Origin of the sequence: Leptonema illini DSM 21528, from assembly GCF_000243335.1 — a bacterium.
Lineage (GTDB): Bacteria > Spirochaetota > Leptospiria > Leptospirales > Leptonemataceae > Leptonema > Leptonema illini.
This window is the reverse complement of record NZ_JH597773.1, coordinates 3,833,744-3,855,034: the sequence shown is the minus strand read 5'-3', so window position 1 is coordinate 3,855,034 and position 21,291 is coordinate 3,833,744. Positions and strand designations below refer to the sequence as shown.

At 52.9% G+C, this 21,291-nt stretch carries 27 protein-coding genes and 1 tRNA gene; 8 read left to right on the top strand and 20 right to left on the bottom strand.

Annotated features, from left to right (window positions below):
- Nucleotides 1-3: 3 nt before the first annotated feature.
- A complete protein-coding gene (locus LEPIL_RS17995; RefSeq protein WP_002774689.1) occupies nucleotides 4-618 on the bottom strand; it encodes a hypothetical protein in 615 nt (204 codons plus the stop codon).
- Nucleotides 619-735: 117 nt separating this feature from the next.
- Between LEPIL_RS17995 and LEPIL_RS17990 the strand changes: the two genes are divergently transcribed.
- Nucleotides 736-1,557 (top strand): enoyl-CoA hydratase-related protein, encoded by an 822-nt coding sequence (locus LEPIL_RS17990; protein WP_002774687.1) that lies wholly within the window; start codon nucleotides 736-738, stop codon nucleotides 1,555-1,557.
- Nucleotides 1,558-1,635: 78 nt separating this feature from the next.
- Here LEPIL_RS17990 and LEPIL_RS17985 read toward each other — a convergent pair whose 3' ends face one another.
- From LEPIL_RS17985 to LEPIL_RS17975, 3 genes are all read right to left on the bottom strand, one after another.
- Nucleotides 1,636-2,712, bottom strand: a complete 1,077-nt coding sequence (locus tag LEPIL_RS17985) for a hypothetical protein (RefSeq protein ID WP_002774682.1) — start codon at nucleotides 2,710-2,712, stop codon at nucleotides 1,636-1,638.
- 80 nt (nucleotides 2,713-2,792) lie between these two features.
- Nucleotides 2,793-3,887 carry a peptide chain release factor 1 gene (gene prfA, locus LEPIL_RS17980; protein WP_002774680.1) on the bottom strand — a complete coding sequence of 365 codons (1,095 nt, stop codon included), beginning with the start codon at nucleotides 3,885-3,887 and terminating at the stop codon, nucleotides 2,793-2,795.
- 1 nt (nucleotide 3,888) lies between these two features.
- Nucleotides 3,889-3,960, bottom strand: a tRNA-Arg gene (locus LEPIL_RS17975).
- A 207-nt stretch (nucleotides 3,961-4,167) separates the two neighbouring features.
- Between LEPIL_RS17975 and LEPIL_RS17970 the strand changes: the two genes are divergently transcribed.
- Nucleotides 4,168-4,626, top strand: coding sequence for an FKBP-type peptidyl-prolyl cis-trans isomerase (locus LEPIL_RS17970; RefSeq protein ID WP_002774679.1), 459 nt, complete (start codon nucleotides 4,168-4,170; stop codon nucleotides 4,624-4,626).
- Between the two features lie 29 nt (nucleotides 4,627-4,655).
- Here LEPIL_RS17970 and LEPIL_RS17965 read toward each other — a convergent pair whose 3' ends face one another.
- From LEPIL_RS17965 to LEPIL_RS17950, 4 genes are all read right to left on the bottom strand, one after another.
- Nucleotides 4,656-4,871, bottom strand: coding sequence for a hypothetical protein (locus LEPIL_RS17965; RefSeq protein ID WP_169314782.1), 216 nt, complete (start codon nucleotides 4,869-4,871; stop codon nucleotides 4,656-4,658).
- A 250-nt stretch (nucleotides 4,872-5,121) separates the two neighbouring features.
- Nucleotides 5,122-5,583, bottom strand: coding sequence for an anti-sigma factor family protein (locus LEPIL_RS17960; protein ID WP_002774676.1), 462 nt, complete (start codon nucleotides 5,581-5,583; stop codon nucleotides 5,122-5,124).
- A gap of 11 nt (nucleotides 5,584-5,594) precedes the next feature.
- The gene (locus LEPIL_RS17955; RefSeq protein WP_002774674.1) at nucleotides 5,595-6,119 is read right to left on the bottom strand and encodes an RNA polymerase sigma factor; all 525 of its coding nucleotides are present in this window, start codon (nucleotides 6,117-6,119) and stop codon (nucleotides 5,595-5,597) included.
- Nucleotides 6,116-6,526, bottom strand: coding sequence for a hypothetical protein (locus tag LEPIL_RS17950; RefSeq protein WP_002774670.1), 411 nt, complete (start codon nucleotides 6,524-6,526; stop codon nucleotides 6,116-6,118). The genes LEPIL_RS17955 and LEPIL_RS17950 overlap by 4 nt, the downstream gene beginning before the upstream one ends.
- 81 nt (nucleotides 6,527-6,607) lie before the next feature.
- Here LEPIL_RS17950 and LEPIL_RS17945 point away from each other — a divergent pair, with 81 nt between their 5' ends.
- Nucleotides 6,608-7,741: an aminotransferase class I/II-fold pyridoxal phosphate-dependent enzyme gene (locus LEPIL_RS17945; protein ID WP_002774669.1), complete on the top strand. Its 1,134-nt coding sequence runs from the start codon at nucleotides 6,608-6,610 to the stop codon at nucleotides 7,739-7,741.
- Here LEPIL_RS17945 and LEPIL_RS17940 read toward each other — a convergent pair.
- The 3 genes from LEPIL_RS17940 to LEPIL_RS17930 all read right to left on the bottom strand — a co-directional run bounded on the left by LEPIL_RS17940 (nucleotide 7,731) and on the right by LEPIL_RS17930 (nucleotide 8,819).
- Complete coding sequence (locus LEPIL_RS17940) at nucleotides 7,731-7,949, bottom strand: LIC12298 family protein (protein ID WP_002774668.1); 219 nt, start codon at nucleotides 7,947-7,949, stop codon at nucleotides 7,731-7,733. The two genes, LEPIL_RS17945 and LEPIL_RS17940, sit on opposite strands and share 11 nt — an antisense overlap.
- Nucleotides 7,950-8,127: 178 nt before the next feature.
- Nucleotides 8,128-8,550 carry a PIN domain-containing protein gene (locus LEPIL_RS17935; protein WP_002774667.1) on the bottom strand — a complete coding sequence of 141 codons (423 nt, stop codon included), beginning with the start codon at nucleotides 8,548-8,550 and terminating at the stop codon, nucleotides 8,128-8,130.
- Nucleotides 8,550-8,819 carry a hypothetical protein gene (locus tag LEPIL_RS17930; RefSeq protein WP_002774665.1) on the bottom strand — a complete coding sequence of 90 codons (270 nt, stop codon included), beginning with the start codon at nucleotides 8,817-8,819 and terminating at the stop codon, nucleotides 8,550-8,552. The genes LEPIL_RS17935 and LEPIL_RS17930 overlap by 1 nt, the downstream gene beginning before the upstream one ends.
- 57 nt (nucleotides 8,820-8,876) lie before the next feature.
- Between LEPIL_RS17930 and LEPIL_RS17925 the strand changes: the two genes are divergently transcribed.
- Together LEPIL_RS17925 and LEPIL_RS17920 are read left to right on the top strand one after the other, a co-directional pair.
- Complete coding sequence (locus LEPIL_RS17925; RefSeq protein ID WP_002774663.1) at nucleotides 8,877-9,167, top strand: tautomerase family protein; 291 nt, start codon at nucleotides 8,877-8,879, stop codon at nucleotides 9,165-9,167.
- A complete protein-coding gene (locus LEPIL_RS17920) occupies nucleotides 9,164-9,589 on the top strand; it encodes a secondary thiamine-phosphate synthase enzyme YjbQ (RefSeq protein WP_002774661.1) in 426 nt (141 codons plus the stop codon). The genes LEPIL_RS17925 and LEPIL_RS17920 overlap by 4 nt, the downstream gene beginning before the upstream one ends.
- 57 nt (nucleotides 9,590-9,646) lie before the next feature.
- Here the strand turns inward: LEPIL_RS17920 and LEPIL_RS17915 are convergent, their stop codons facing one another.
- From LEPIL_RS17915 to LEPIL_RS17890, 6 genes are all read right to left on the bottom strand, one after another.
- Nucleotides 9,647-10,933, bottom strand: coding sequence for an MFS transporter (locus LEPIL_RS17915; protein ID WP_281251480.1), 1,287 nt, complete (start codon nucleotides 10,931-10,933; stop codon nucleotides 9,647-9,649).
- Nucleotides 10,934-10,949: 16 nt separating this feature from the next.
- A complete protein-coding gene (locus tag LEPIL_RS17910) occupies nucleotides 10,950-11,543 on the bottom strand; it encodes a TetR/AcrR family transcriptional regulator (RefSeq protein WP_002774657.1) in 594 nt (197 codons plus the stop codon).
- A 223-nt stretch (nucleotides 11,544-11,766) separates the two neighbouring features.
- Nucleotides 11,767-13,014: an MFS transporter gene (locus LEPIL_RS17905; protein WP_002774655.1), complete on the bottom strand. Its 1,248-nt coding sequence runs from the start codon at nucleotides 13,012-13,014 to the stop codon at nucleotides 11,767-11,769.
- A gap of 83 nt (nucleotides 13,015-13,097) precedes the next feature.
- Nucleotides 13,098-13,367: a BrnA antitoxin family protein gene (locus LEPIL_RS17900; RefSeq protein WP_002774653.1), complete on the bottom strand. Its 270-nt coding sequence runs from the start codon at nucleotides 13,365-13,367 to the stop codon at nucleotides 13,098-13,100.
- 21 nt (nucleotides 13,368-13,388) lie between these two features.
- Nucleotides 13,389-13,655: a hypothetical protein gene (locus LEPIL_RS17895; protein ID WP_002774651.1), complete on the bottom strand. Its 267-nt coding sequence runs from the start codon at nucleotides 13,653-13,655 to the stop codon at nucleotides 13,389-13,391.
- Nucleotides 13,652-15,367, bottom strand: a complete 1,716-nt coding sequence (locus tag LEPIL_RS17890) for a hypothetical protein (protein WP_143464642.1) — start codon at nucleotides 15,365-15,367, stop codon at nucleotides 13,652-13,654. The genes LEPIL_RS17895 and LEPIL_RS17890 overlap by 4 nt, the downstream gene beginning before the upstream one ends.
- An 80-nt stretch (nucleotides 15,368-15,447) precedes the next feature.
- On the opposite strand from LEPIL_RS17890, the gene LEPIL_RS17885 reads away from it, so the two are divergent.
- Both LEPIL_RS17885 and LEPIL_RS17880 read left to right on the top strand, forming a co-directional pair.
- Nucleotides 15,448-15,729, top strand: a complete 282-nt coding sequence (locus LEPIL_RS17885) for a transposase (protein WP_002769616.1) — start codon at nucleotides 15,448-15,450, stop codon at nucleotides 15,727-15,729.
- Nucleotides 15,726-16,592: an IS3 family transposase gene (locus LEPIL_RS17880; protein WP_002771521.1), complete on the top strand. Its 867-nt coding sequence runs from the start codon at nucleotides 15,726-15,728 to the stop codon at nucleotides 16,590-16,592. The genes LEPIL_RS17885 and LEPIL_RS17880 overlap by 4 nt, the downstream gene beginning before the upstream one ends.
- Here LEPIL_RS17880 and LEPIL_RS17875 read toward each other — a convergent pair.
- The 3 genes from LEPIL_RS17875 to LEPIL_RS17865 form a co-directional block, all read right to left on the bottom strand.
- Nucleotides 16,571-18,652, bottom strand: coding sequence for an SIR2 family NAD-dependent protein deacylase (locus tag LEPIL_RS17875; RefSeq protein ID WP_002774644.1), 2,082 nt, complete (start codon nucleotides 18,650-18,652; stop codon nucleotides 16,571-16,573). The genes LEPIL_RS17880 and LEPIL_RS17875 overlap by 22 nt on opposite strands.
- Nucleotides 18,653-18,782: 130 nt before the next feature.
- A complete protein-coding gene (locus LEPIL_RS17870) occupies nucleotides 18,783-19,205 on the bottom strand; it encodes a VOC family protein (RefSeq protein WP_002774642.1) in 423 nt (140 codons plus the stop codon).
- An 87-nt stretch (nucleotides 19,206-19,292) separates the two neighbouring features.
- Nucleotides 19,293-19,847 (bottom strand): SRPBCC family protein, encoded by a 555-nt coding sequence (locus LEPIL_RS17865; RefSeq protein ID WP_002774641.1) that lies wholly within the window; start codon nucleotides 19,845-19,847, stop codon nucleotides 19,293-19,295.
- Between the two features lie 255 nt (nucleotides 19,848-20,102).
- On the opposite strand from LEPIL_RS17865, the gene LEPIL_RS22555 reads away from it, so the two are divergent.
- Nucleotides 20,103-21,218: a formylglycine-generating enzyme family protein gene (locus LEPIL_RS22555; protein ID WP_157135110.1), complete on the top strand. Its 1,116-nt coding sequence runs from the start codon at nucleotides 20,103-20,105 to the stop codon at nucleotides 21,216-21,218.
- Nucleotides 21,219-21,291 lie beyond the last annotated feature (73 nt).

Sequence of the window (21,291 nt, the reverse complement as noted above, 5' to 3'; positions counted from 1 at the left end):
GAATCAGCGATCGCCGTTCGTCTCAGGATTCAGCTCGACAAGGATGTCGTCAAATACGGCATCCTCCTGGGCGGGCGTTCGGTTGCGCATGCGATAGGATCGCGTACTGCGCACCATATCGACAAGATAATCGGTAAAGAATGGATCCACCTCGAAATTGCTCAGAAGCGACGCCAGGTAATTCAGGTTTTCGGGCGGCAGCAATTCCTCGAGATGCAGATTGCACAGAGTCTGAATGCCCACCGCTCGCTGCGGCGATCCCTGCGGGAATTCACAGAGCTCTTTCGCCGGACCGAGAACGATCTTCTTATACGAAGGCAGCAGGTTTCCAAGAAGCTCGACCAGCGCAAAAGGAACGCTTTCGGGCATACGTTTGATGAAATCGAAGACGGTGAATAAAGAGCTCGATGTTCCGCTGCGGATGAGGATGTGCAGCGTTCGAGCGCACTGCGGACTCTTCCAGTCCTGTCTTTCGAGCACTTCGTTGAGAAGGGACTTCAGCACTGGCAGGTAGAGAGGCGTTTTCGCCGCAAGCTCGGCGCATTCTTCGATGTCCCGGGCCATTTGAAAACCCCGGTTGATCGTCAGAACCTTGTTTCTGTATTCGTCCGGCGTCATCGTAATAAGCCTGAATCCGTGACGGATTGCTCTTCAAGCAAACGAGCGCTCCGTCGGACTGTCAAGTGATATTGCCGATTGTTCTTGCTCCAGGAAAAGCGCCTTACAGGATCGGCCATGAGTTCAACGACCTCTTTCTTTGAAATCGAGAAAATCCCCGAAAAACGCATCGCCATCGTTTATCTCAACCGTCCCGATAAACGCAATTCCATGAGCTGGGAGTTCTGGTCGGGCCTGCCGGCCGTTGTCGACGCCATCGAGTCCGATGAGCGTATCCGTGCCGTCGTCATCGCCGCTCGCGGCAAATCCTTTACGACCGGGCTCGATCTCGAAGAATTCGACGGGCGTTTTGCCGACCGCCTGCGCGGCGAGACGGCCGATACGCGCATGAAGCTCTATGATCTGATCAAAGAGATGCAGAAGGGCTTTCAACGCATGATGAAAAGCGATCGCATTTTTATCTCAGCCGTTCATCGTCACTGCATCGGAGGAGGACTCGATCTGATCTGTGCCTGTGACATCCGCCTCGGTTCAAAGGATGCCGTCGTATCGTTGCGTGAAACAAAGGTCGCCATCGTCGCCGACATGGGTAGCCTGAATCTGCTTCCTTTTATCGTCGGTCATGGCAACGCCCGCCGTATGGCCCTCACAGGCGCCGACTTTGACGCCGCCGAATGTCATCGTATGGGTCTTTTTGACGAGGTTCTCGAAGATCGTGATGCCATGATGGACCGCGCCGTCAACCTTGCAGAAGAGATCGCCGCCAATCCAGCCATCGTTCTCAAGGGGACAAAGCAGATCCTGAACTTTATGTATAACCATACTCCTGACGAAGGCCTGGACTATGTCGCCGTCTGGAACGCCGCCTTTCTTGATAGCGACGATTTTCGTGAGCTGATGTCGGCCTTTAAAGAGCGACGAAGGCCGAATTACAAATAGAGGCAGGCCCGCCTCGGCCGATCCTCCTGTTAAGTCGGATGGGTCGGCTCCGGTTCGCCTTCCCTGACGGGCAGGCTTTCAGGCAAGGCGCTCTTTCTGCGGATTATTCTCTCGAACCGCTTTGTTGACGCGGGCGCGGGCCTCGGGCAGAAGCTCTCCGAAGCGAAAAAGATAATACCCGCGGCGGCCCATTCCAAGCAGATGCCCGATCGCCTCAAGAGGCTCGCCATCGATAAAGTCGACGTTGATGTGATAGGCCTGATTCAAGAAGTTCTTATCGATGCGCGGGCTTTTCGTTTCGTCCACATACAGAACGATGCCGCGATCCGAAATGCGCACGGTCTCAGCCGGAAACTGCCCCAGATGCGGATCAAGATGCTTCCATTGAACGGGCTCATGCTGCACCGGCTCGGTCTTTTCGCGCGAAGGCAACGACTTCAGTCGGATCAGCGGAACCATGTTTATACAGAGCGCCGCCTTCATGGAGATATCGGCCATAAAATGCCGCTCTTCGGCGTGAACAAACTGGTAGCTCGTATGCAGCGTGATCGTCTTCTCAAAAATGTTCTCTATCTTTGCACGAAGTAGATAACCGCCCGACGCAGGTCTGTAGAAATACAGCTGTACAAGTACGCCTGGGGTGAACTCGGGCTGGAGCTTTCCTTTAATACGAAGATCAAGCGTGTCCGGTCGCACCTTCTCTATCTGACAGAAACAGGCAACCTCGCCGTGCAGCGTTTCCATCGAAACCGGTTCCATAAGATCGAGCTCCTTCCCCTCAAGCAACTCGTCCGTATGTTTGGTAAAGGCAAGCTTGCGAAAGATATGCACATCGCGGCGTACCTCTTTCTGGTCTCGCTGGTGTTCTGAAAGATAGCGCAGCAGATGCGGACGAAAACCGACGGGATTCAGGATAACGTTGCCCAGACCGATCGTATACATCTCAGAATAGAGCGGCTTCAACGCCTCAAGTTCGGCGTAGGTCATGCCCTGTTGCAACGAGCGACCGACAAACTTCAACCACAGCCGCTCCTGCCGATTCCGTCGCAGGGCATACAGATAGGCGGCCAGCGCCAGCCCCACAAGCAGCAGGATGGACATGAAAAACCAGAACTTCGAATAGACGGGCCACTCGTAAAAGAGCTGCAGGACCATACCTTACAGAAACCCATGGCTTCGCCCTGTCGACTTTTTATTTCGTCGGTCTTTACTTCAAGATAATCGACAGATCCGGGTCAGCCGATCTCGCGCCTGCGCAGCTGCTCCAGCTGCTCCTCTTTTTCGTGCCGCACAAGCGCTTCGAGGATTTCGTTCATGTTGCCTTCCATGAACTCTGCCAGATTATACAGGGTAACGCCCACGCGATGATCCGTCACACGTCCCTGGGGGAAGTTATAGGTGCGGATGCGCTCCGAACGATCCCCGGTTTTCACCTGGCTTTTCTTCAGATCAGCCATCTCTTTGTGACGGGTCTCTTCTTCCATCTGCTTCAGGCGAGAACGCAGAACCTTCATTGCTTTCGCTCGGTTCTTATGCTGCGATCGCTCATCCTGACAGGTCACGACAAGGCCCGTCGGAATATGCGTCAGACGCACCGCCGATTCGGTCTTGTTGACGTGCTGACCGCCGGCGCCGCTTGCGCGGTAAACGTCGACGCGCAGATCCTTCTCGTCGAGTTCGACCTCGTCCTCTTCGGCCTCCGGAAGCACGGCGACGGTGACGGCGCTTGTATGGATGCGCCCCTGACTTTCCGTCGCCGGAATGCGCTGCACGCGATGCGCTCCGCCTTCATTATGCAGGAGCCTCCAGGCAGATGCGCCTTCGACCGAGAAGATCACCTCTTTGAATCCGCCCAGCTCTGATTCGGATTCAGAGAGCATCTCAAGACGCAGGCCTTCGCGATCACAGAGGCGCGAATACATGCGAAAGAGATCGCCGGCAAAAAGCGCCGCCTCTTCGCCGCCTGTTCCGGCGCGGATCTCGACGATAACGCCCCGTCCTTCGTTCGGATCAGGATCAAGCAGCAGCGACTCCATATCAAATGCGCGACTGGAAAGCTCTTCTTCGACTGTAAGAAGTTCTTCTCTGGCCATCTGTTTCAACTCTTCATCGTTACCCTGAAGAAGCGCTTCGGCCTCTTCTTTTGATTTGAGAAGTTCCAGATACCGACGCACATCGGCCATGTCGTTGCGACGGCGACTGTGCTCAGAAGAAAGAGAACGAAAACGAACGGGATCGGCAAGAACGACCGGATCGGCAAGCGCCGCTTCAACTTCGTCGAACCGATTGAGCAGGCGGGATAGATGCTCTTTCAGATTAAGACGAGACATATGCCCCCGACAGGACTCGAACCTGTGCACATGGTTTAGGAAACCACTGCTCTATCCTCTGAGCTACGGGGGCCTTCTGCGAGAAAATGAGCGGAAGGGGCACCGTCAATGAAAAAGCACAGAGAGGGAGCAGTGACAACTGCATGGAATTGGTTGACCGTCTCCGTGCAAACCATTATTTGAAATCAGGACCGCATCCTCCTCGTTTCCCCCCATACTCGAGCAGCATCGGTTTAATTTAATCCAACAGGATCCGGTGCTTGCACCACAGGAGGTATGTATGAAAATCGAACGCAACCGTGTCGTTGCCATTCAGTACACGTTAAAGGACGATGCCGGTACGGTGATCGATTCTTCAGAAGGAAAAGATCCGCTTCGATATCTTCACGGGAATAATAATCTGATTCCCGGACTCGAGAAGGCGCTCGAAGGACACGAAGCCGGCAAGCAGCTCCAGGTCAAAGTTCCGCCCGAAGAAGGCTATGGACCGCGCGCTCAAGAGATGGTTCAAGAGGTTCCGAAAAATCTTTTCGAAAACGAGAAGATTGAAGTAGGCATGCAGTTTCAGGTTCAGGGCGAAGACGGCATTCACATCCTCACCATCGCCGAGATCCGCGATGACGTCGTCATCGTCGACGGCAACCATCCGCTTGCAGGAGCAAACCTTAATTTCGACGTCACCGTCGTTTCGGTGCGCGAAGCGTCTCCTGAAGAGATCGCTCACGGCCACGTACACTGATCTGAAACGGGGTCGCCGACCCCGTTCTCTTAACGCAGCGCCGCAGCAAGCGAGGCAAGACGCCTCTGTCGAATCTCATCGACTTTTTGCAATTGTTCGGGGCTGAGCAGGTCTTCTGCCGTCAGACCGTTATCGGGAAGGATGGTGGGGCTTTCAAGGCTTCCGAGCAGCTTCTTCCGTGTAAAATAAATCTTCCACTGAAGGTCGGAGTCCAGTTCTTCGTAGATCCAATCGTGTAACATCATTCGCCTCCATGCTCTCTATGGTCACCTGCATCCGTGCATGTATCGACCTGTTTGCAGAATCGGCGAAATCCTGTATTCCTGAAGCATTTTTTTGGGTTTTTGAGCCCGGTCGGAGTTCCGACGTGACATAAAACAGGCCTACAGAGCCCGCTCGCTCCCCCTGACCGTTCCACAGGCTCCACCCGAGCCCGGCCTGGTGCTCAACCCAACAACAAAGCACCACCGGCCGAAGATGCGGTGCGGGTGTGACTTATGCTCTTTTTTCGAGAAGATCGTCGATGCGATCCTTCAAAGAATCGATATCGATGCGGTGACGAGAAATCAGAAAATGCACGATGGGCATGAGAAGCAGAACGATTAACAGTCCGCTTCCACCATAGATACTGGCAAGCAGTCCTGGCGCAAAGAAGGCCTTCAGGTTCAATAAGCTGAGCAGCACAGGCGAGAGACAGGCAATGCCAAGGGCCGCCAGCAGATGACGAAGCGAATACCCCGGTTGCAGGATCTCGGCAAGAATCTGCTTACGCAAAATCTCGGGCATCGCGGCTTCAGGCAGCGTAGCAATGGCGCGTTCGAGTCGCTGGTAGATCTCGTATTCTGTGCGGCACTTTGAGCAGCCCTCAATATGCCGCATCTCTGCCGCTCCGAGCAGCAGCAGATCGGTCCGGATCATCGTCAGGCAATGGCCATCGTTAACCAGTCGTTCGTTCATATCTTCCGCCTTCAGCCTTCCGGGCTCGTTGATTTTACAAGTCTATCTCTGAGAATACGCTTCCCGCGATGCACCAGAGATTTCAGCGTCCCTTCAGGAAGGCCGAGCTTTTCGCTCATTTCCCTGTAAGACATCCTGTCATAATAAAGCAGCAGCAAAGGTACTCTGTAAGAATCGGGAAGATTCATCAGCTCCTGCTGCACGCGCTCTTCGGTCTCCTGCCGGTCCAGAGCCTCGGTTAACAGGCTTTCCGGCGTCTCTTCCGTGATCGGCTCTTCGGCATCTTCGGGAAGAAACTGGATGCGCTTCATCCGGCGCAGCCGATTCAACCCGAGATGCATGGCCACCGAATAGACCCATGTCGACGGCTTCGAGTCTCCACGAAAGCTATCGATCTTGTCCATGACGCGCAGATACACGTCCTGGCTGAAATCGGCGGCTTCTTCGGGGTTACGAAATAAACGCATCCCCAGTCCGAACACCATATTCCTGGTCTGTTCGAACAGCTCGGCAATATCGATGCCGGGTTGTTTCACCGATCCTGCTCACTCTCCGTCCTGGAAAGAGAGAAGAAGATCAGGAGCCCGATACCGACAAACAGCGGAATCAATCCGCCCAGAAGAGGATACGAGATCCCCTCCACAACAAGGAAGAGCAACGTCAGAGGCAGACCCGACGAAATCGCCAGGATACCGCCAAGCAAGGCCAGCGAACGCAGATACTGAATCGTGGGCGTCGGAAACCGCCCCGCTTCGATCATCTGTCGCCGTGTGGCATAATAATGCCGTATAAAAATAATAAGAACGACCATGCCGGCGATAATACCGACCAGCGGAACCAGGCTGAGCAGAATCTGCGCTACGGGATCGGTATGCTGACCTTCCAGTCTCTGCAGCTGCAAAAGGATCTGCTGAAGTTGTTCCTGAACGGATACGTCCTGCATATATCTGGTAGGATTCTCTGATGACGGTTTCGTTGCAATTTTTTTCGTTCCCCGTCAATCCGCTTTGCGCATCACGACACAATGCAATCCTGGAGAGATGAACTGCAGCAGGCCGTGACCGAGCGAGAGCACAGGCGATTATTACGTCGCCTGGAGACATCACCTGCCGGATCGGTCGATTTCTCTTCGAACGACTATCTCTCGTTGAACTCCGATGGAACCGTGAAGCGGCTCTTTGAATCGCTGCTTCCGCTTTCCACCCAGGATCTCGGCAGTACGGGATCACGCCTGATTCGCGGCCATCGAGAGGCCTTTGATCGGGCCGAACGAGCCTTTGCCGACTGGGTTGGTCTTGACGGCGCTCTGCTTTTTCACAGCGGATATGCCGGCAACGTCGGCACATTACAGGCCCTTCTCTCTCCCGGTGATCTTGTCTTTGCCGATCGCCTCTGCCATGCCAGTCTTCTTGATGGCATTCGCCTTTCGGGAGCCACACGGCATTACTTCAGGCATAACGATCTTGAGCATCTGAGCGAACTTCTAAGAAAGCACAGCACGCGCAAGCGACGCTGGATCGTAACCGAAAGCGTCTTCAGCATGGACGGAGACCGACCCGATCGCGATGCCCTGCTTGCCCTGGCCGAACAGAACGATTGCCTTTTATATCTGGATGAGGCCCATGCTATCGGAGTAATCGGCGAAGCGGGTCGCGGCCTTGCTCATCCGGAGCAACAGAGATTTGCTGTGCTCAGCTATCCGATGGGCAAAGCGCCTGGCCTGATGGGATGCTTTGTTGCAGGCCCTCCTGAATTGAAGGCCTTTCTTGTGAATCATGCTCGCAGCTTTATATATTCAACGGCACAGCCGCCCTTGCTGGCTGATCTGCTGCGGCTGGTGATTGAAGAGATGGGAACGGACGAAATGGAGAAGCGGAGAATACGTTTGCGCAAATTAAGCGAGCTTCTCTTCAAGCGGCTGAACGAAGAGGGCTTTGCTACCGGAGTAACACCTTCGCATATCACGCCGATCATTCTCGGCGCTGAAGAGCGAACGATCCAAACAGCGACCCGACTGAAGCAGCAGGGCTTTTCTGTTTTCGCCATTCGCCCGCCTACGGTCCCCGCCGGCGCCTGCCGGCTGCGTATCAGTGTGCACGCCGGCAATACCGAGGAAGAGATCGAAGGGCTTGTTACGGCACTCCGGCTCAGCCGCTGAGGCGAATGATGTTCTCTCGCTGGAAGGAGCTGAGAGAATTTGCAAAGCTCTCGCCTTTACGAACTACATCGCCACCGACGGCTTCAAGAAGGGCCTCTTCAAACCGTGACGGAAACAGCTCGGGCTGTCGTGCTTCGTTGCCGCGCCCCGGAAGCGGAGTCGGTCGGCGTCTGTGATATACCGGGCTCTGGATCTTACGAACTATCATAATCCCCTCCTGATGTGTTTACTATACGGATGACTACTTAAAGTATCAAGCGTTTTTCCGTCTCAACTCAGGTTTTTTTTCCTGCCCTTATATATTTAGACTATCTCCGGGACATAATGCACGCGAATTTTTTATTTTTTTAACAGCATGCGCATAACTGACGGCTACTCCGCCGGCGTCAGGCAAAGGCTTCAGGTCGAACGACAGTTACAACAGAGGCGGCTCTCTCAAGCATCTCATCATCAAGAGTGACCAGCGTGCTTCCTGTGTAAAGGGCCAGAGAGACATACACGAAGTCAGCTGCTCGCAAGGCCGTGGTATAGAGCTTTTCTGGAAAGTGCGTCTGACAGGATGCCGAATCGAAAAGATGGTGATCGCTTACAAGTTCAAGGATGAGCTTCATCGCTCGGTCCGTGGCCGTGCGATTTCCGGTGCGCCTGAAAAGAGCGGCAGATAGCTCCCAGAGGCCATAGCTGCTCATGTGAATCCGACTGGATGCAAGCCCGAGAAGGAATGTTTGGCTCTGTTCATGAAAGCGTTCGTTTGCGAGAAAGGCCGAGATGAAAACCGAGGCATCAATAACGAGAGAGCGTGCCGGCATCAGCTCTCGCCATCCAACCGCGATCGATCTGCCCGCAGCTGTTCCAGAGCCGAAACAGACGACTTCTGAGCGGCCTGCGTCAATTCACGCGAGACATCTTCGAACTGCTTTCTCCAGGTCGGGCCCACGGACGTTGCCTCGCCTGCCGTCCCATAAAGGTGGGCTTCGATGCTATGAATCAGTAGATCTTTCAAAGATAAGCCTTCGAGGGCGGCCCGCGCCTTCGCCTCTCGATACAGCCGGTCGGGCATGTCGATTGTCGTACGCATAAAAGCATAAAAGCATATAGAGATCAATAGTCGAGCTTTTTCCGGGCTGATGTTCCTGTGTGGTTCGACGATCAGGTCGGAACTCCGACAGGACTGGCGGGAAAATCAGGTCGGAACTGCGACGGCGCCGATAAATGGAATATGCCCGTAATTCAAGTAACGATGACAGAAGAAGATGGTGGAACTACACCGGAACAGAAGCAGGCACTGATCCAGCGCCTGACGCAGACCTTTGTCGAGGTGATGGGAAGAGGCGAAAAGACATGCGTCGTCACCCTGCAGCAGATTCCGACGGATCAATACGGCATCGGAGGACGCAGCGTCGCTGAAATCCGCAAACAGGGATGAGCATGCAGATCTTTCAGACCGAAATCTCAGTCACAGCGCCCTCCCGCGGTTTTCATCTGATTACCGGTTCGGTGGAAAAGGCGCTGCGTGAGATGAAGGTGCGGCGCGGTCTGCTCAACCTGTTTTTACGACATACGTCGGCGTCACTCGCCATCAACGAGAATGCCGACCCGGACGTACGGGTCGACCTCGAAGCCTACTTTCGCCGTGCCGTCCCCGACGGAGCGCCGTATTTCACACATACGCTCGAAGGGGACGACGACATGACGGCGCATATCAAGAGCGTGCTGATCGGCGCTTCGCTTCAGATACCGATTGCCGACGGTCGCCCCGGCCTTGGGACCTGGCAGGGGATCTATCTTTGCGAACATCGGACGCATCCATCTCTACGACGGATTCTTCTGACGGCGATGGGAGAGTAGCTCCCTTTACGGCGGGAGCCACAAAAAGCCAGAACGTAAAGCCCAGCATAATCCCTCCTATTCTGGGGCCTCTGACATCTGCTTTTCAGAGGCCCTGGTAAACCGCGCATGCAGGCGGTACATGAGTAGTGCGGTAACGACCATCGCCACTGCGACGACGTACCCGAGTTCTTCGTAATGTTCGAGCTTTCCGTTTCCGCTCTGTGCGACGATCAGACCGGCGATAATCGATGCGATGGCGCCCGAATACTGCTGCACGGACGAATTCAGCGCCATGAACGATCCTCGATCCTGAGGCTCCGGCACGGCGGAGGTTAACGCCTGCGCCGAAACCATACGAGCCGAGATGCCGACAAAAAGCACGGCGCTGACGACCATAACCATCCACATGGGCGATAATCCCATGTTCGTGTACAGAAGCACGACGACGATGGCGATGATCGAGCCCACGACGAACATAGCGTACTTTCCGATACGATCCGACAGGTAACCCGCTATGATGCCGGCGAAGACCGAGGCGATACCGGTGACGAGGTAGACGAGCGAGATCTGATCTCGAGTCAGACCGAGGTTATGCTCGCTAAACGTACTCGCAAACGGCATCAGCATGAATCCGCCTGTGGCAAGCAGCGCCGTCGCCGCAAAGGCCTCTATGTGATGCTTCTTCAAGAGGATCTTCGCCATGCGGCGAAAGGCCTGACGGTCACGGCTTGTTGCCAGATGGCCGGAGATCGGCTGTAAACGCAGGGCGATCATCACCCCGACAGGAGCTGCGACGGCGACGATCATCATAAACGGAATATGCCAGTTCCAGTGTGACGCCAGCCACATACCGAGCGGCAATCCGAGAACCTGACTCACCGAAAAGGCGGCCATAATGATGCCCATCACCCGTCCGCGCACCTGATAGGGAAAGAGATCGGCGACGATGGAAAGGCTGATCGATGCGATCACGCCGCCGAACAGTCCGGTGAAGATGCGAGCCGCCAGTAGCGTCTCATACGTCGGAGCCAGTCCGCAAAAGAGCGTACCGACGACGAAGCCCGTATAAAACACAAGCAGGTATCTCTTTCTATCGAAGTGATCGGCCACAACGGAGCTCAATAGAGCCGACGTTCCGGCGCTTAAAGCGTAGGCAGAAACGACGAGCGAAAACTGCGAGGGCGTTATACCCATCTCGTCGATCAGGATCGTTCCAAGCGGCGCCATGATCATGAAATCAAGGACGACCGTGAACTGGATGAAGGCCAGAAGTCCGACGACAAACCATTCGTACGGACTGAATGCGGCTGCTTTTGTCTGTGTCTGTTTCATTGGAGTCTCTCTGTATAACGTATTACGAATTTTTGCGGATCTGCGCCTACGGCTTGAGCGCCTTCAAGACAAGCTCCAGGGCCTTGAGCATCGATTTCTCATTCAACTTGAATCGGGGGATTCCCGGAAAGCTCACGCCGTGAAGATCGAACTTTATAAGTTGATAAAGAGGCGAAAAGGCCACAGACCAGTAGATCTCGACGGGAACATCGACCAGCTCCCCGTTACGTATGGCATTGTGCACGAAGCCTTTCATCTGCTTGAGAAAATGCGGATCGATCACACCCATCGCGCGATCGTGAAATGGCGTATAACGCACCTGTTCGAGAAAATGCGCCTGATATGGATTCGCCAGGAAGTAACGCGCTCGGTTCATCCATTGGATGCGCAATCCGTCGGCAAACGGCATGGAGGCCTCGAAGCCTTCGAGAGTCGCCGAAGTCATCTTCTGCATCTCTTCGGCGTAAAGCTGCATGATCAGGTCGTCTTTGTCTTTAAAATAGATGTAGAGCGTCGCCGGCGAAACTGCCGATGCCTTCGCCAGCTTCTGCATACTGAAGCCGCTGAAGCCTTCTTCGAAGAACATCTTGAAGGCATTCTCGCGAATCAATCGCTCCTTTTCTACATCTCGCCGACGCATGGCATAACTAAATGAACGTTCACTTTTACCGGCGACACTTTTTCCCGATTTTTTCCCTGTCTCGGGCGACTCAAAGAATCTCAAAACCTCGGGCTTTCTTGAGATCAGAGACTTCGCTTCTTGCCGGGCGCTATTGCCCGGGGCAGTAAGTAGAACAGCAGTCACCCGGTCAGCTTAGCAGGCGACCGGGACAGAAAACCAGGTCCGACCGGAAATTTTCAGCTCAGGCTTGATTTTTCTCCAGATCACCAAGATGCAGGTCGCGCAGCCTCGGAGCACGCAGCGCTGTCGTCACCACAACCAGCAGCGTCATCGTTCCTCCGAAGATCACAGAGGGGACCAGGCCAAGCAGCCGGGCCGCCACTCCCGATTCAAAGGCGCCGATCTCGTTGGAGCTGCCGATGAACATCGTGTTCACGGCGGCGACGCGGCCGCGCATATGATCGGGGGTCAGGCTCTGCAAGATCGTCGATCGGATGACGACGCTTACGTTGTCAAAGGCGCCACTCAGAGCGAGCATGAACAGAGAGAAATAGAAATTGGTGGAAAGGGCAAACAGAATCATACAGGCGCCAAATCCGGCCACGCTGTAAAGAAGCACCCAGCCGCTGTGACGCATCGGCGGACGCAGCATGAGAATGACGGCCATGACGACCGCCCCCACCGCCGGAGCCATACGAAGAAGACCCAGGCCCTCCGGCCCGACCGAAAGCACCTCTTTTGCAAATACGGGCAGAAGGGCCACCGCTCCTCCGAAAAGAACGGCGAACAGATCGAGGCTGATGGCACCGAGGATTTCCTGCTTCTTGAAAACGTAACGCACGCCGACAGAAAGGCTCTGTAACATGGGCTCGGCGATTTGCGGACGATCCGGAGCAGGTCGGTTCGTAACAAAGAAAAAGCTACAGGCGGCTAACCCAACAAGCGTGGCATCGAGTGCGTAGGCCTCGGCTAATCCGAAAAAGCCGTAGACGAAGCCGCCCACCGCCGGACCGATAACGGAAGCCCCTTGCCAGCCGACGCTATTCCAGGTGGCGGCATTCGCATAGAGCTCGCGCGGCATGATCTGTGCGAGCAAAGCGACAAAGGCAGGCGAAAGTAGTCCGCGGGCAAGGCCGGTGAAGAAGATGACGCCATACAGATACGGCACGCTCTGCGGATCGGAGCCGAGCGTTACGGCCAGCGTCGTCAGCGTAAGAGAGGCGAAGAAAAGAAAGATCAGCGCGCCGAGCACGATAGGCTTGCGACGATGCCGGTCGGCGAAATGGCCGCCGAACGGGGCCATGGTTAACGCCGGAACCGCCTCGGTGAGTCCGATCAATCCGAGCGCAAGCGGATCTTTCGTCAGCTCATAGATCTGCCAGCCGACGACGACGGCCTGGATCTGCATGGCAAGCGTGAACGAGATGCGGGCAAGCAAGAAGAAGCGATAGTCGGGCAGTCGCAGCGCCGCAGCCGGATCATGGGACATAGATGACCAATTGCGGATTGGCCGGCTGCGGTGGAAAGCGGGAAAAAGGCGAGGTTAGCGAGAGCAAGAAGAAGTGCAAGTAATCACTTTGACTCCTGCTCGACGCGTTCATGCAGATAGATCTTTATAAGAGACTGATATGGTATATCCTGCTGATTTGCAAGGATCTTCAGTCTTTCGAGCAGAGGCTCGGGCAGACGAATGGATATGGATTTCGTGGACGGCTTCAAATTGGGAAAGCTCACGCGCTTTGCCTTTGTAAAGTCAATGAACTCTGTTGAATCGTGCTTTTGCCAGAATTCAAACTCAGACTTTGGTTCTTTAAATACCGGGATTTTTTTCAAGTTCTTCATAGATGTGCCTCTCGCGTCTGGTCATAGTGCGGGTCTGGAAGCGACATCCATTGCCAGTAGAAGCGGCAGGAAGGCCAGGAAAGGGCCAAGCAGGCCGAGGATTTGCAAAGCGATCGGAACATCACGTTTCCCCAGAGCCGCCACGCCAAATCCCAGGCCGATGAAGAAGAGCAGTCCACTGGCGAGAAGGGCTATGACGATGGATATGGAAGGCAGAAAAACGGAAGCGGCCAGCCCTGAGGCCATGACGGTATCGATAATGAATGCTATCTTTATTGTTCGGTTCATGGGTCGGTCCTGTACTTGGTTAGGGGAGCGTAGCGAAAGTCAAGCATGGCAAACTTTTCCTCTGCATTGTGAATCGATTTGAGCAAAGAAGAACCGTCCGTCAGTCGCGGCTTAATAACCTCGAATAAATCCAGAAAGCGCGATAAAGCCCATGGCGAAATCTGCAGTGAATTTCGCTTCAATACTTTTTCGAGCGTGCTGCAAACCCTATGGAAGCTTACTTCATCATCAGAGTGTTTAAGCATCGCCGTAGCCAGAATTGCAAAAAGAGAAGGCCTATAATCCACAAAATCGGGATTCCTCGATATGATGGCAAGACTCCTGATATCTGCAGGCAGAACGAGCCTTGCATGCAAGACAAGATCCTCAAGAATATGCAGGACCTCAAGCCTATCGTTTCGCCGTGGCACCGACAGCGCATGCAATAGCAACCGCTCGACATACCCTTTTGAACTCTCTTCATCGGCCGCACGCATTTTAGAAAGCAAGTCTGGAGCATTCATTGGATACAGGAACACGCCAAATTCTTCCATCAGATCAAACCAAGCGTCGTACATTTCGCAATGCCAGTAGTAGGCAGCAACGCCTTCCAAGACGGGCTCACCCTGTACCAGACGCCAGCCGCCTTTTGGGCTCTTACGCTCCCTATCGATTACTTCTGGAATCAACTCTGCCAGCGCCTGCTTCTCTTCGTCGCTAGGGTCGGTTCGCAAAAAAGAAAAAATGCCGCCAAGGGAAGTGATACCGAACGACTGCTTAGAAAGAGATCTTCGGAGATTTTCAATAAAACTGACTGAAGCAGTCGATGCAAATGGCTCTTTGACTCGGCCAATCCTGAGCAACCAACCTCGCAAATCTTTGTCAGTGTAATGCTCGTGTCGTTTCAGCTCGTCGAGTTCCTTTTCGAGTTGCGCAATGTTGCGACTTCCCGGCGTCTTCTCGGCAGCATCTTTGACCTGCTTTTCGATGTGAGCAGATTCGTTTTCCCTAAAGCGCTCGACACCTGAGATAACTGCATTCAAAACGGGATGATCGTCACCGCCACGACGCGCAAATGCCAGCAATGGGAAGAAAAAAGATGGGTTACGGTCTGCATTGTCTTGTATGTGCTTAACTACGGCAGTGCGAATATCAATGGAGATGCATTCCCACACGTCATTATCCCACTGCTCGACCGACTGCTCAATAATGCCCTCGCCGAGCATTGAAATCCATACATTTAACGGCAGAAGGGATAAAATATCGGCCTTTTCCCGTGCTGTTCGATTATCCAGCAGCCAATCGAATAGATATCGAAGTGCCTTCAGGATCTCCGGACGATCAGCCGAGGACAATTGCTCCAGGTTTTGTAGTATTCTTATTACCGTTGCTTGCATGCGATTTCGAACGGCCCGAGAGGCGAAAGCAAACGTATATGTGACAAGGCTTATCAGCGAGGCCAATCTTACAAACGGCGGCGATGATTCAGGTAGACCTCTAGCCGTCGATGATGTCAAGAAGAAGGAGACAAGATCATCGAATTGCTGAGCCACCTGAGACTGTAAGGCTAACCATATACCTGGTCGATTCCATGCCAAAATACCCATATTGCTTACAAGTTTCTCTTGGCCGTAGTCATCAAAAATCGGCAACAAGCCTTGTAGCTCGATTAGCGCCGGCAATTTTCCAGGACCATCATACAAAATGTTCAATCCCTTGCGAACTTGCTTCACTCTCATGTTCAGTAGCAGGGGAATACTGATCTTCCCCCCTTTTCCTGGACAGGAGACAGTAAAATGAAAAGGGGTAATTTATGGGCAAAAGAGGCCAGCATTACGATGATAGCTTTCGCAGAATGGCGGTGGATCGGTGGATTCGCGGCGGCAAAACCAGCAAGGAAGTAGCCGACGATCTTGGAATCTCTGTCAATTCCTTGAGAGCATGGAAAGCGCTGTATCTATCAGAACCGGGTGGACCCCAGCAGCAAAACCTGCAAGAGGAAGTTAATCGTTTAAAAAAGGAAGTCATGGAGCTACAGGAGGAGCGCGATATTCTAAAAAAGTCCGTTGCCATCTTCTTGAAACCCCGAAAATGAAATTCGCCTGGATACAGGAGAATCGCTCCGAGTTTTCGGTAAGGAAGATGTGCCGTGTGCTTGATGTATCGGAGAGCGGCTTTTATGAATCACAGATTCGACCTCCTTCACAGCGCTCAACAGAAGATGCTCGAATTGTGGAAGCAATCAGAGTGATCGCTGATGAAACGTTTGGTACCTATGGCAGTCCTCGCGTGACTCCGGAGCTCCATAATACAGGCATGAAAGTTAACCGAAAGCGGGTGGAAAGGCTGATGAGGGAAAACGACATTTCTGCAAGAAATCCGAGGGTTTTTCGTGTAAAGACGACGGATTCCAATCATGAATTGCCGGTTTCGCCCGATCTTGTTCAGCGAAACTTTGAGCCAGGTGCACTTGATCGAATCTGGGTAACTGATATCACCTATATCGAAACAACCGGAGGATTCGCTTACCTGACGACCTTCATGGACCTTGGAAATCGTGAAATCGTCGGCTGGAAACTTTCTGACAATATGCGATCGGAGTCGATCGTTGCCGCTTTGAGGCAGGCCTTGAATCGAAGGGGGCAGAATACCAAAGGCCTGATTATACATTCAGATCGTGGGGTACAATATGCATCGAAAGAGTATCGTGATGTATTGAAAGGTAAGAAGATAAGCCAGAGCATGAGTCGCAAAGGGAACTGCTGGGACAATGCTGTTCAGGAATCGTTCTTCCATACCTTGAAAACTGAATGTTTATACAGAATCGGGTTTTTTCCGAATTTTGAAGACCTACGAAGAATTCTGTTTGACTATATCGAAGTGTTCTACAACCGTAGAAGGAGGCATTCTGCTCTCGGGTACTTAAGCCCGGTAGCTTATGCACAGCAAATTGCATGATTCCCTCCGGAATATTGGGGGAAGATCATACCGTTCAACGCCCGTTTAAAAAGCTCGCCATTCACAAATTGCAGCGAGTCTGATTTGATGAGCGTAATCGAAACTCCCTCTGATTGGTTCTGTTTTGTTACACTCTCATCCAATGCCTTCTCAGTTAGCTCCGCAATAAAGCCCTTTCTGATTTTCCCTATAAAATCATGAGCATCCAGCATCACACCGGCCTTAACGGCTTCGTTTTCGATCTCCTCAAGGCGACTGAGCAAATCATAGCGGTGCTCGCGCTTTTGCTGGATCGCTTCTACAAACGAACCGGCTACTGGCAAAAGATCCAGCAGGGCCTGTGTTGCCATATACCGCACTTCCAACGAGTATTCTGCTGAGCGCAGAATTTGATAAACAGCGGCAGCCTCTTGCACTAATCCTAATTCGCATTGCAGCATCGCTGTCCATTGAGACTTCCAGAATGGATTCTTCTCCAGAGCCTTTTTGTCTCGAATACAATCCTCCACGGACTTCAGATTGTTTAAATATAGACAGGAAATCGCAAAACGCAGGCGTATATAAGCTTTCGCCCTTTTCGGAATCGAATCCTTTACCAATAGCGTCTTCAGAACACGCAGAAGATTGGTTTCTTTCATGCCGTTGCCTGAAACATATCGTAGGATTCGCAAACTCAGAATAGAAGAGCGCAATGAATCTGCCGTTTCCTTGCCGAAAGAAGCTTTTCTCATCGCCTTCCTGGAATCCTTCACATGCCTTTCGAGCACCTCATCGTCCACACCGGTAAGACGGCCGGCCACAAGTCGCTCCCATAAGGCTTCAGAAAAGAGACTATAGACTGTTGCTACCTTCTTAGTTGATTCTTCCTTAAAGGCAGACGAAAGGGAAGATCTAACGAGATCAAACAATCGTGCTCCATCATAAATCGAGCCATCACCGACATCGAAGATGACAGCAAGAACTTCCAATCGATACTGGGAGAAGCCCTCACGGTCGCAGAGTGAATACAGCTGCAATATCGCATCGCAATATCTGTTGCAGTCCTCCTCTGAGATCGGCACTGTTGACCGTTTTCTATTCTGAAACAGTTCGTTATTCATCAAGAAAACAGTATCAAGGGCTGACCCGGCTCGATCCCGCATGGCTTTCTTGAGAACACGCTCGCGCCATAGGTAGGTAGACTCTCGTTGATACGAAATCGGATTCCCTCCCTCGAACTGGTGCAGGGTCTCAAGAAAAGCCTCTAAGAATACTGAATGTGACCCCACATTACAGCTTTCAACATGGCCTGAAACCCTATCGACATCAGAGGCCGAAATGATATCAATATTCCGCTGTAACCAATAGGCTCTGTGAATGGTTTGATCATCCAGACTGACCAGATAGGCTCGTCGTTGGAAATGTCCCAGACGCGCCTGTATCTGGTATAGAATTGCATCTAAGTCGGGGTCATTCAAGCTGTAGCCTACGAAGAGAACGGTTTTCTCAGCAAAAATGGTGCGCAGCTTGTCGATGAATAACGGTTGAACGTTCTGGTTATATTCCTTTTCAGAAAAAATCCACGTGGCTTCATCTTCGTATGAGCCATGAATCTTATAGATGGGCATGGTTTTAATTCGAGCCATTGCGTGTTCCTGCGAAATCACAGTACACGCCCGCTTTTCAAATTTAAAGGCCCGCTCGATTAGAGTATCGATATTCGTGGTTACAATCGAATCCCAATTAAACTTCACAAGTTCTCGGTGGAGCGGACCGGGCTCGACTGCATCATTAGGGATTGCTTCGGCGATCAAATCGTTCCGTTGACGAAGATCAAACCGACTTTCAAAGAGTTGGATCAGGCGAGGGGTATTGATTTTCTGGGCCTCTTTTTCACTCAATCCGAGTCTCTGCTGAACCATTCGCTTCAACTCATCCCAGGTTCTCATTCGCAAATTGCGATTGTCAGCCGGCCGAGCATTGAGTGAGAAACCAGAGCCGACGAAGACAACGACTCGCTGCTCGGCGATTTCGGACACAATGTATCTGAATAGAGATTCTACCTCTTCCTTGTTCCTCATCCCCCCTCCTGCACCATACACAGACCTTCCCTCACCGCGGAGCGCCTCTCATCATAGCTCCGCGTCGGGACATTGTCTCAAGTTCTGGTCAGGAAATCCAGAAGAAAAAGGCCTCCCATGAAAAGAGGCCTTACTTACTCGAAATCATCCACTGAATTCCGAAGCGATCGGCGAGCATGCCGAAGTAAGAGCCCCAGAATTCTTCTTTCATCGCCGAGTGAACCTTACCGCCTGACGAGAGCTGTTCGAACAAACGGTCGGCCTCTTTGCGGCTCTGCACATCGATCGAGACGGCGAAATTATTGCCGACGACTAACCCCGGGCCCATCGACTCGATGGAATCAGAGGCCATCAGCTCCAATCCCTCGCTTATCGGCAACGAGATATGCATGATCTTCTCGACGGCGTCGGGCGGGAATTCCTGTCCCTCCAGATCCTTATAACGCATCACCGATGAAAATTCACCGCCGAAGGCCTTCTTATAAAAAAGAAAGGCCTCTTCGGCGTTTCCAGGAAAGAACAGATACGGGCTGAACGATCTTTTTTCTGACATCATTTTCCTCCGATAGGGATTCGCAAAGTGACTGTTCCAATAACTATCTCGATCTTCTCGAACAGGCCTTACTTTAGCAGGCTTTCTTTATGGGCCTGTCTTTTCGGCTTCGAGGATCTTCTTCAGATCGGCCAATCCCGTCTCAAAGTCCTTGCCGATCATGCCATCGAAATCCATAAAAAGCATCATGAGATTCATCGGATAACTCATCCGACCGTGAAATCCCCAGACGACTCTTGTTTTTCCATCGGCGAGCTGCTCCGTCGTCATATAGGCGTCGCTTATCGATTCAAACGGCTCGATAAAGCGAAGCTCCGTATCGATGCGCTTGCCTTCGTCGATCTTTTTGATTTCCTGTTCGCCTTTGCCGACATCCTCTTTTTCACTGTCCCAGGCGCTTACGAAACCGACCGTTCCGTCAGTGCCGCGAAAGTCACGCTTCATGTCGGGATCCATCTTCGCCCATACGCTGTAGTTATCCTGGTTCTTGAGCATCTTTATATAAGAAAAGACCTCTTCGGCCGAACGCTCTATAACCGTCGATCGCTTCACCGTATACTCTTTCGGTAGAATGGCCGCCACAAGTAACGGCACGATGATGACGGCCGCGAGAACGGCCCCTGCAGTCTTAATGATCTTCATAACTCCTCCTGTTTACGACAGGGACCAACCTTTTACGGAATCCGTCAAGGTTTTGCTTCAGAAAAGCGACAGTCGCATACGATAAGAGTTGTTTCGACATCATTCTCGAAGCTTAAAAAAAATAACACACTGCACTCGAAAGAAACCGATACTACGATCAGTGGGTGAATGTCCGTGAAACGTCGTTTTTCTTCATATATACAAGGCCAGAGAGAGAGCGCTTTCACGCAGGCCTTGCCTGTGATAGTTTCTCTGATGGCTTCCCTGCTGCTGGTCGCCGCATCAACGCTCAGCGCCGATGAGCCGGTGCGATTCGAGAGGCGTGGCGTCATCAGTCAGATCCGATCACAGTCCGAGCTGATTCTTAAAGCGGAGCGTCCCGGCTTTCTCAAGCATCGTTCGCCCGATGCCGTCGAGGCCTACTTTGTGTGGTCGGATCGAGAGTGGATCATAGTCTCTGAAGACGGAAGCGAGACGGCCCGATGCCGCATCACACGTCTCAACGAATCGGGCGGCGTCTTGAATATGAATGCTATGTTAGTCGAACCGACCTCCGAGATCCGCGCCGGCTTTGCGTTTGGGGAGTATCTGCCCGTAAAAAGGATCGATCCACCTGCACGCATACTTTCGCGCAAGAAGGAGCGGCCGACGCTTATACGCCATGCCGTCGACAAGAAAGAGATGTTGTACATTCCCGAGGACTATCTCGTCTTCGGACAGGGAACCGACGAAGCGGGCGACGATTTCAATCCGCACTTCTACGAAAGAGAGGTGAGCGTCACGCCGCACATCCGAGCCTTCTATATGGATCGCACGGAGGTGACGAATCAGGAGTACTATCGCTTCTGCAAGAAAACCGGGCATGCGATGCCGCCGGAATGGAAAGAAGGATTCCCGGCCGACCAGGCCGATCATCCCTTCGTTTATGCGACCTTCGCCGACGTTCAGGCCTACGCCCGCTGGACGGGTAAACGTCTGCCCACCGAGTGGGAGTGGGAGCTTGCGGCCCGCGGCGGATTGCGCGAGCGCGAAGGCATCGACGAATTCAGCGAATCTCCGCCCTCGTATCCGGCCGGAGCAGATCCGACGGGATGTATAACGCTCGAACATGGCAGATCGGTGGCCGTGAACGAGCTGCAGGATAAGAATCGCCGCGGCCTTGTGGGCATGTGCGGAAACGCCCCGGAGTGGACGTCGTCCTATTATGCGCCGTATCCCGGTGCACGGTTTCAACGCTACATGGGCAGGATCCGGCGGGTGCTTCGCGGAGGAGCGTTCTATCTTCCCGCCGATCGTGCGCGGGCCGAAGCGCGCATGCCGGCCTCTGAGCTCGATAAGGCCGGATTCCGGCTCGTGATCGACGTGAAGTAAGGTTCGACCGGTAGTAAAGAACGTTAGCCGCTTCGGGAAATCGTGTACCTTGCGTCGATAAAACGTCAGGCCT

Bases quoted from the DNA above. Each gene is read 5' to 3' on its own strand.
- LEPIL_RS17895 (WP_002774651.1), bottom strand. From the start codon at position 13,655: ATGAACCGAACAATAAAGATAGCATTCATTATCGATACCGTCATGGCC.
- LEPIL_RS17930 (WP_002774665.1), bottom strand. From the start codon at position 8,819: ATGCGTACGACAATCGACATGCCCGACCGGCTGTATCGAGAGGCGAAG.
- LEPIL_RS17965 (WP_169314782.1), bottom strand. From the start codon at position 4,871: ATGATGTTACACGATTGGATCTACGAAGAACTGGACTCCGACCTTCAG.
- LEPIL_RS17910 (WP_002774657.1), bottom strand. From the start codon at position 11,543: ATGCGTCGGCGAGATGTAGAAAAGGAGCGATTGATTCGCGAGAATGCC.
- LEPIL_RS17985 (WP_002774682.1), bottom strand. From the start codon at position 2,712: ATGGTCCTGCAGCTCTTTTACGAGTGGCCCGTCTATTCGAAGTTCTGG.
- prfA (WP_002774680.1), bottom strand. From the start codon at position 3,887: ATGTCTCGTCTTAATCTGAAAGAGCATCTATCCCGCCTGCTCAATCGG.
- LEPIL_RS17865 (WP_002774641.1), bottom strand. From the start codon at position 19,847: ATGAAGATCATTAAGACTGCAGGGGCCGTTCTCGCGGCCGTCATCATC.
- LEPIL_RS17935 (WP_002774667.1), bottom strand. From the start codon at position 8,550: ATGCCGGCACGCTCTCTCGTTATTGATGCCTCGGTTTTCATCTCGGCC.
- LEPIL_RS17885 (WP_002769616.1), top strand. From the start codon at position 15,448: ATGGGCAAAAGAGGCCAGCATTACGATGATAGCTTTCGCAGAATGGCG.
- LEPIL_RS17970 (WP_002774679.1), top strand. From the start codon at position 4,168: ATGAAAATCGAACGCAACCGTGTCGTTGCCATTCAGTACACGTTAAAG.
- LEPIL_RS17995 (WP_002774689.1), bottom strand. From the start codon at position 618: ATGACGCCGGACGAATACAGAAACAAGGTTCTGACGATCAACCGGGGT.
- LEPIL_RS17880 (WP_002771521.1), top strand. From the start codon at position 15,726: ATGAAATTCGCCTGGATACAGGAGAATCGCTCCGAGTTTTCGGTAAGG.
- LEPIL_RS17990 (WP_002774687.1), top strand. From the start codon at position 736: ATGAGTTCAACGACCTCTTTCTTTGAAATCGAGAAAATCCCCGAAAAA.
- LEPIL_RS17870 (WP_002774642.1), bottom strand. From the start codon at position 19,205: ATGTCAGAAAAAAGATCGTTCAGCCCGTATCTGTTCTTTCCTGGAAAC.
- LEPIL_RS17905 (WP_002774655.1), bottom strand. From the start codon at position 13,014: ATGTCCCATGATCCGGCTGCGGCGCTGCGACTGCCCGACTATCGCTTC.
- LEPIL_RS17945 (WP_002774669.1), top strand. From the start codon at position 6,608: ATGCAATCCTGGAGAGATGAACTGCAGCAGGCCGTGACCGAGCGAGAG.
- LEPIL_RS17920 (WP_002774661.1), top strand. From the start codon at position 9,164: ATGAGCATGCAGATCTTTCAGACCGAAATCTCAGTCACAGCGCCCTCC.
- LEPIL_RS17940 (WP_002774668.1), bottom strand. From the start codon at position 7,949: ATGATAGTTCGTAAGATCCAGAGCCCGGTATATCACAGACGCCGACCG.
- LEPIL_RS17950 (WP_002774670.1), bottom strand. From the start codon at position 6,526: ATGCAGGACGTATCCGTTCAGGAACAACTTCAGCAGATCCTTTTGCAG.
- LEPIL_RS17960 (WP_002774676.1), bottom strand. From the start codon at position 5,583: ATGAACGAACGACTGGTTAACGATGGCCATTGCCTGACGATGATCCGG.
- LEPIL_RS17900 (WP_002774653.1), bottom strand. From the start codon at position 13,367: ATGAAGAACTTGAAAAAAATCCCGGTATTTAAAGAACCAAAGTCTGAG.
- LEPIL_RS22555 (WP_157135110.1), top strand. From the start codon at position 20,103: ATGGCTTCCCTGCTGCTGGTCGCCGCATCAACGCTCAGCGCCGATGAG.
- LEPIL_RS17875 (WP_002774644.1), bottom strand. From the start codon at position 18,652: ATGAGGAACAAGGAAGAGGTAGAATCTCTATTCAGATACATTGTGTCC.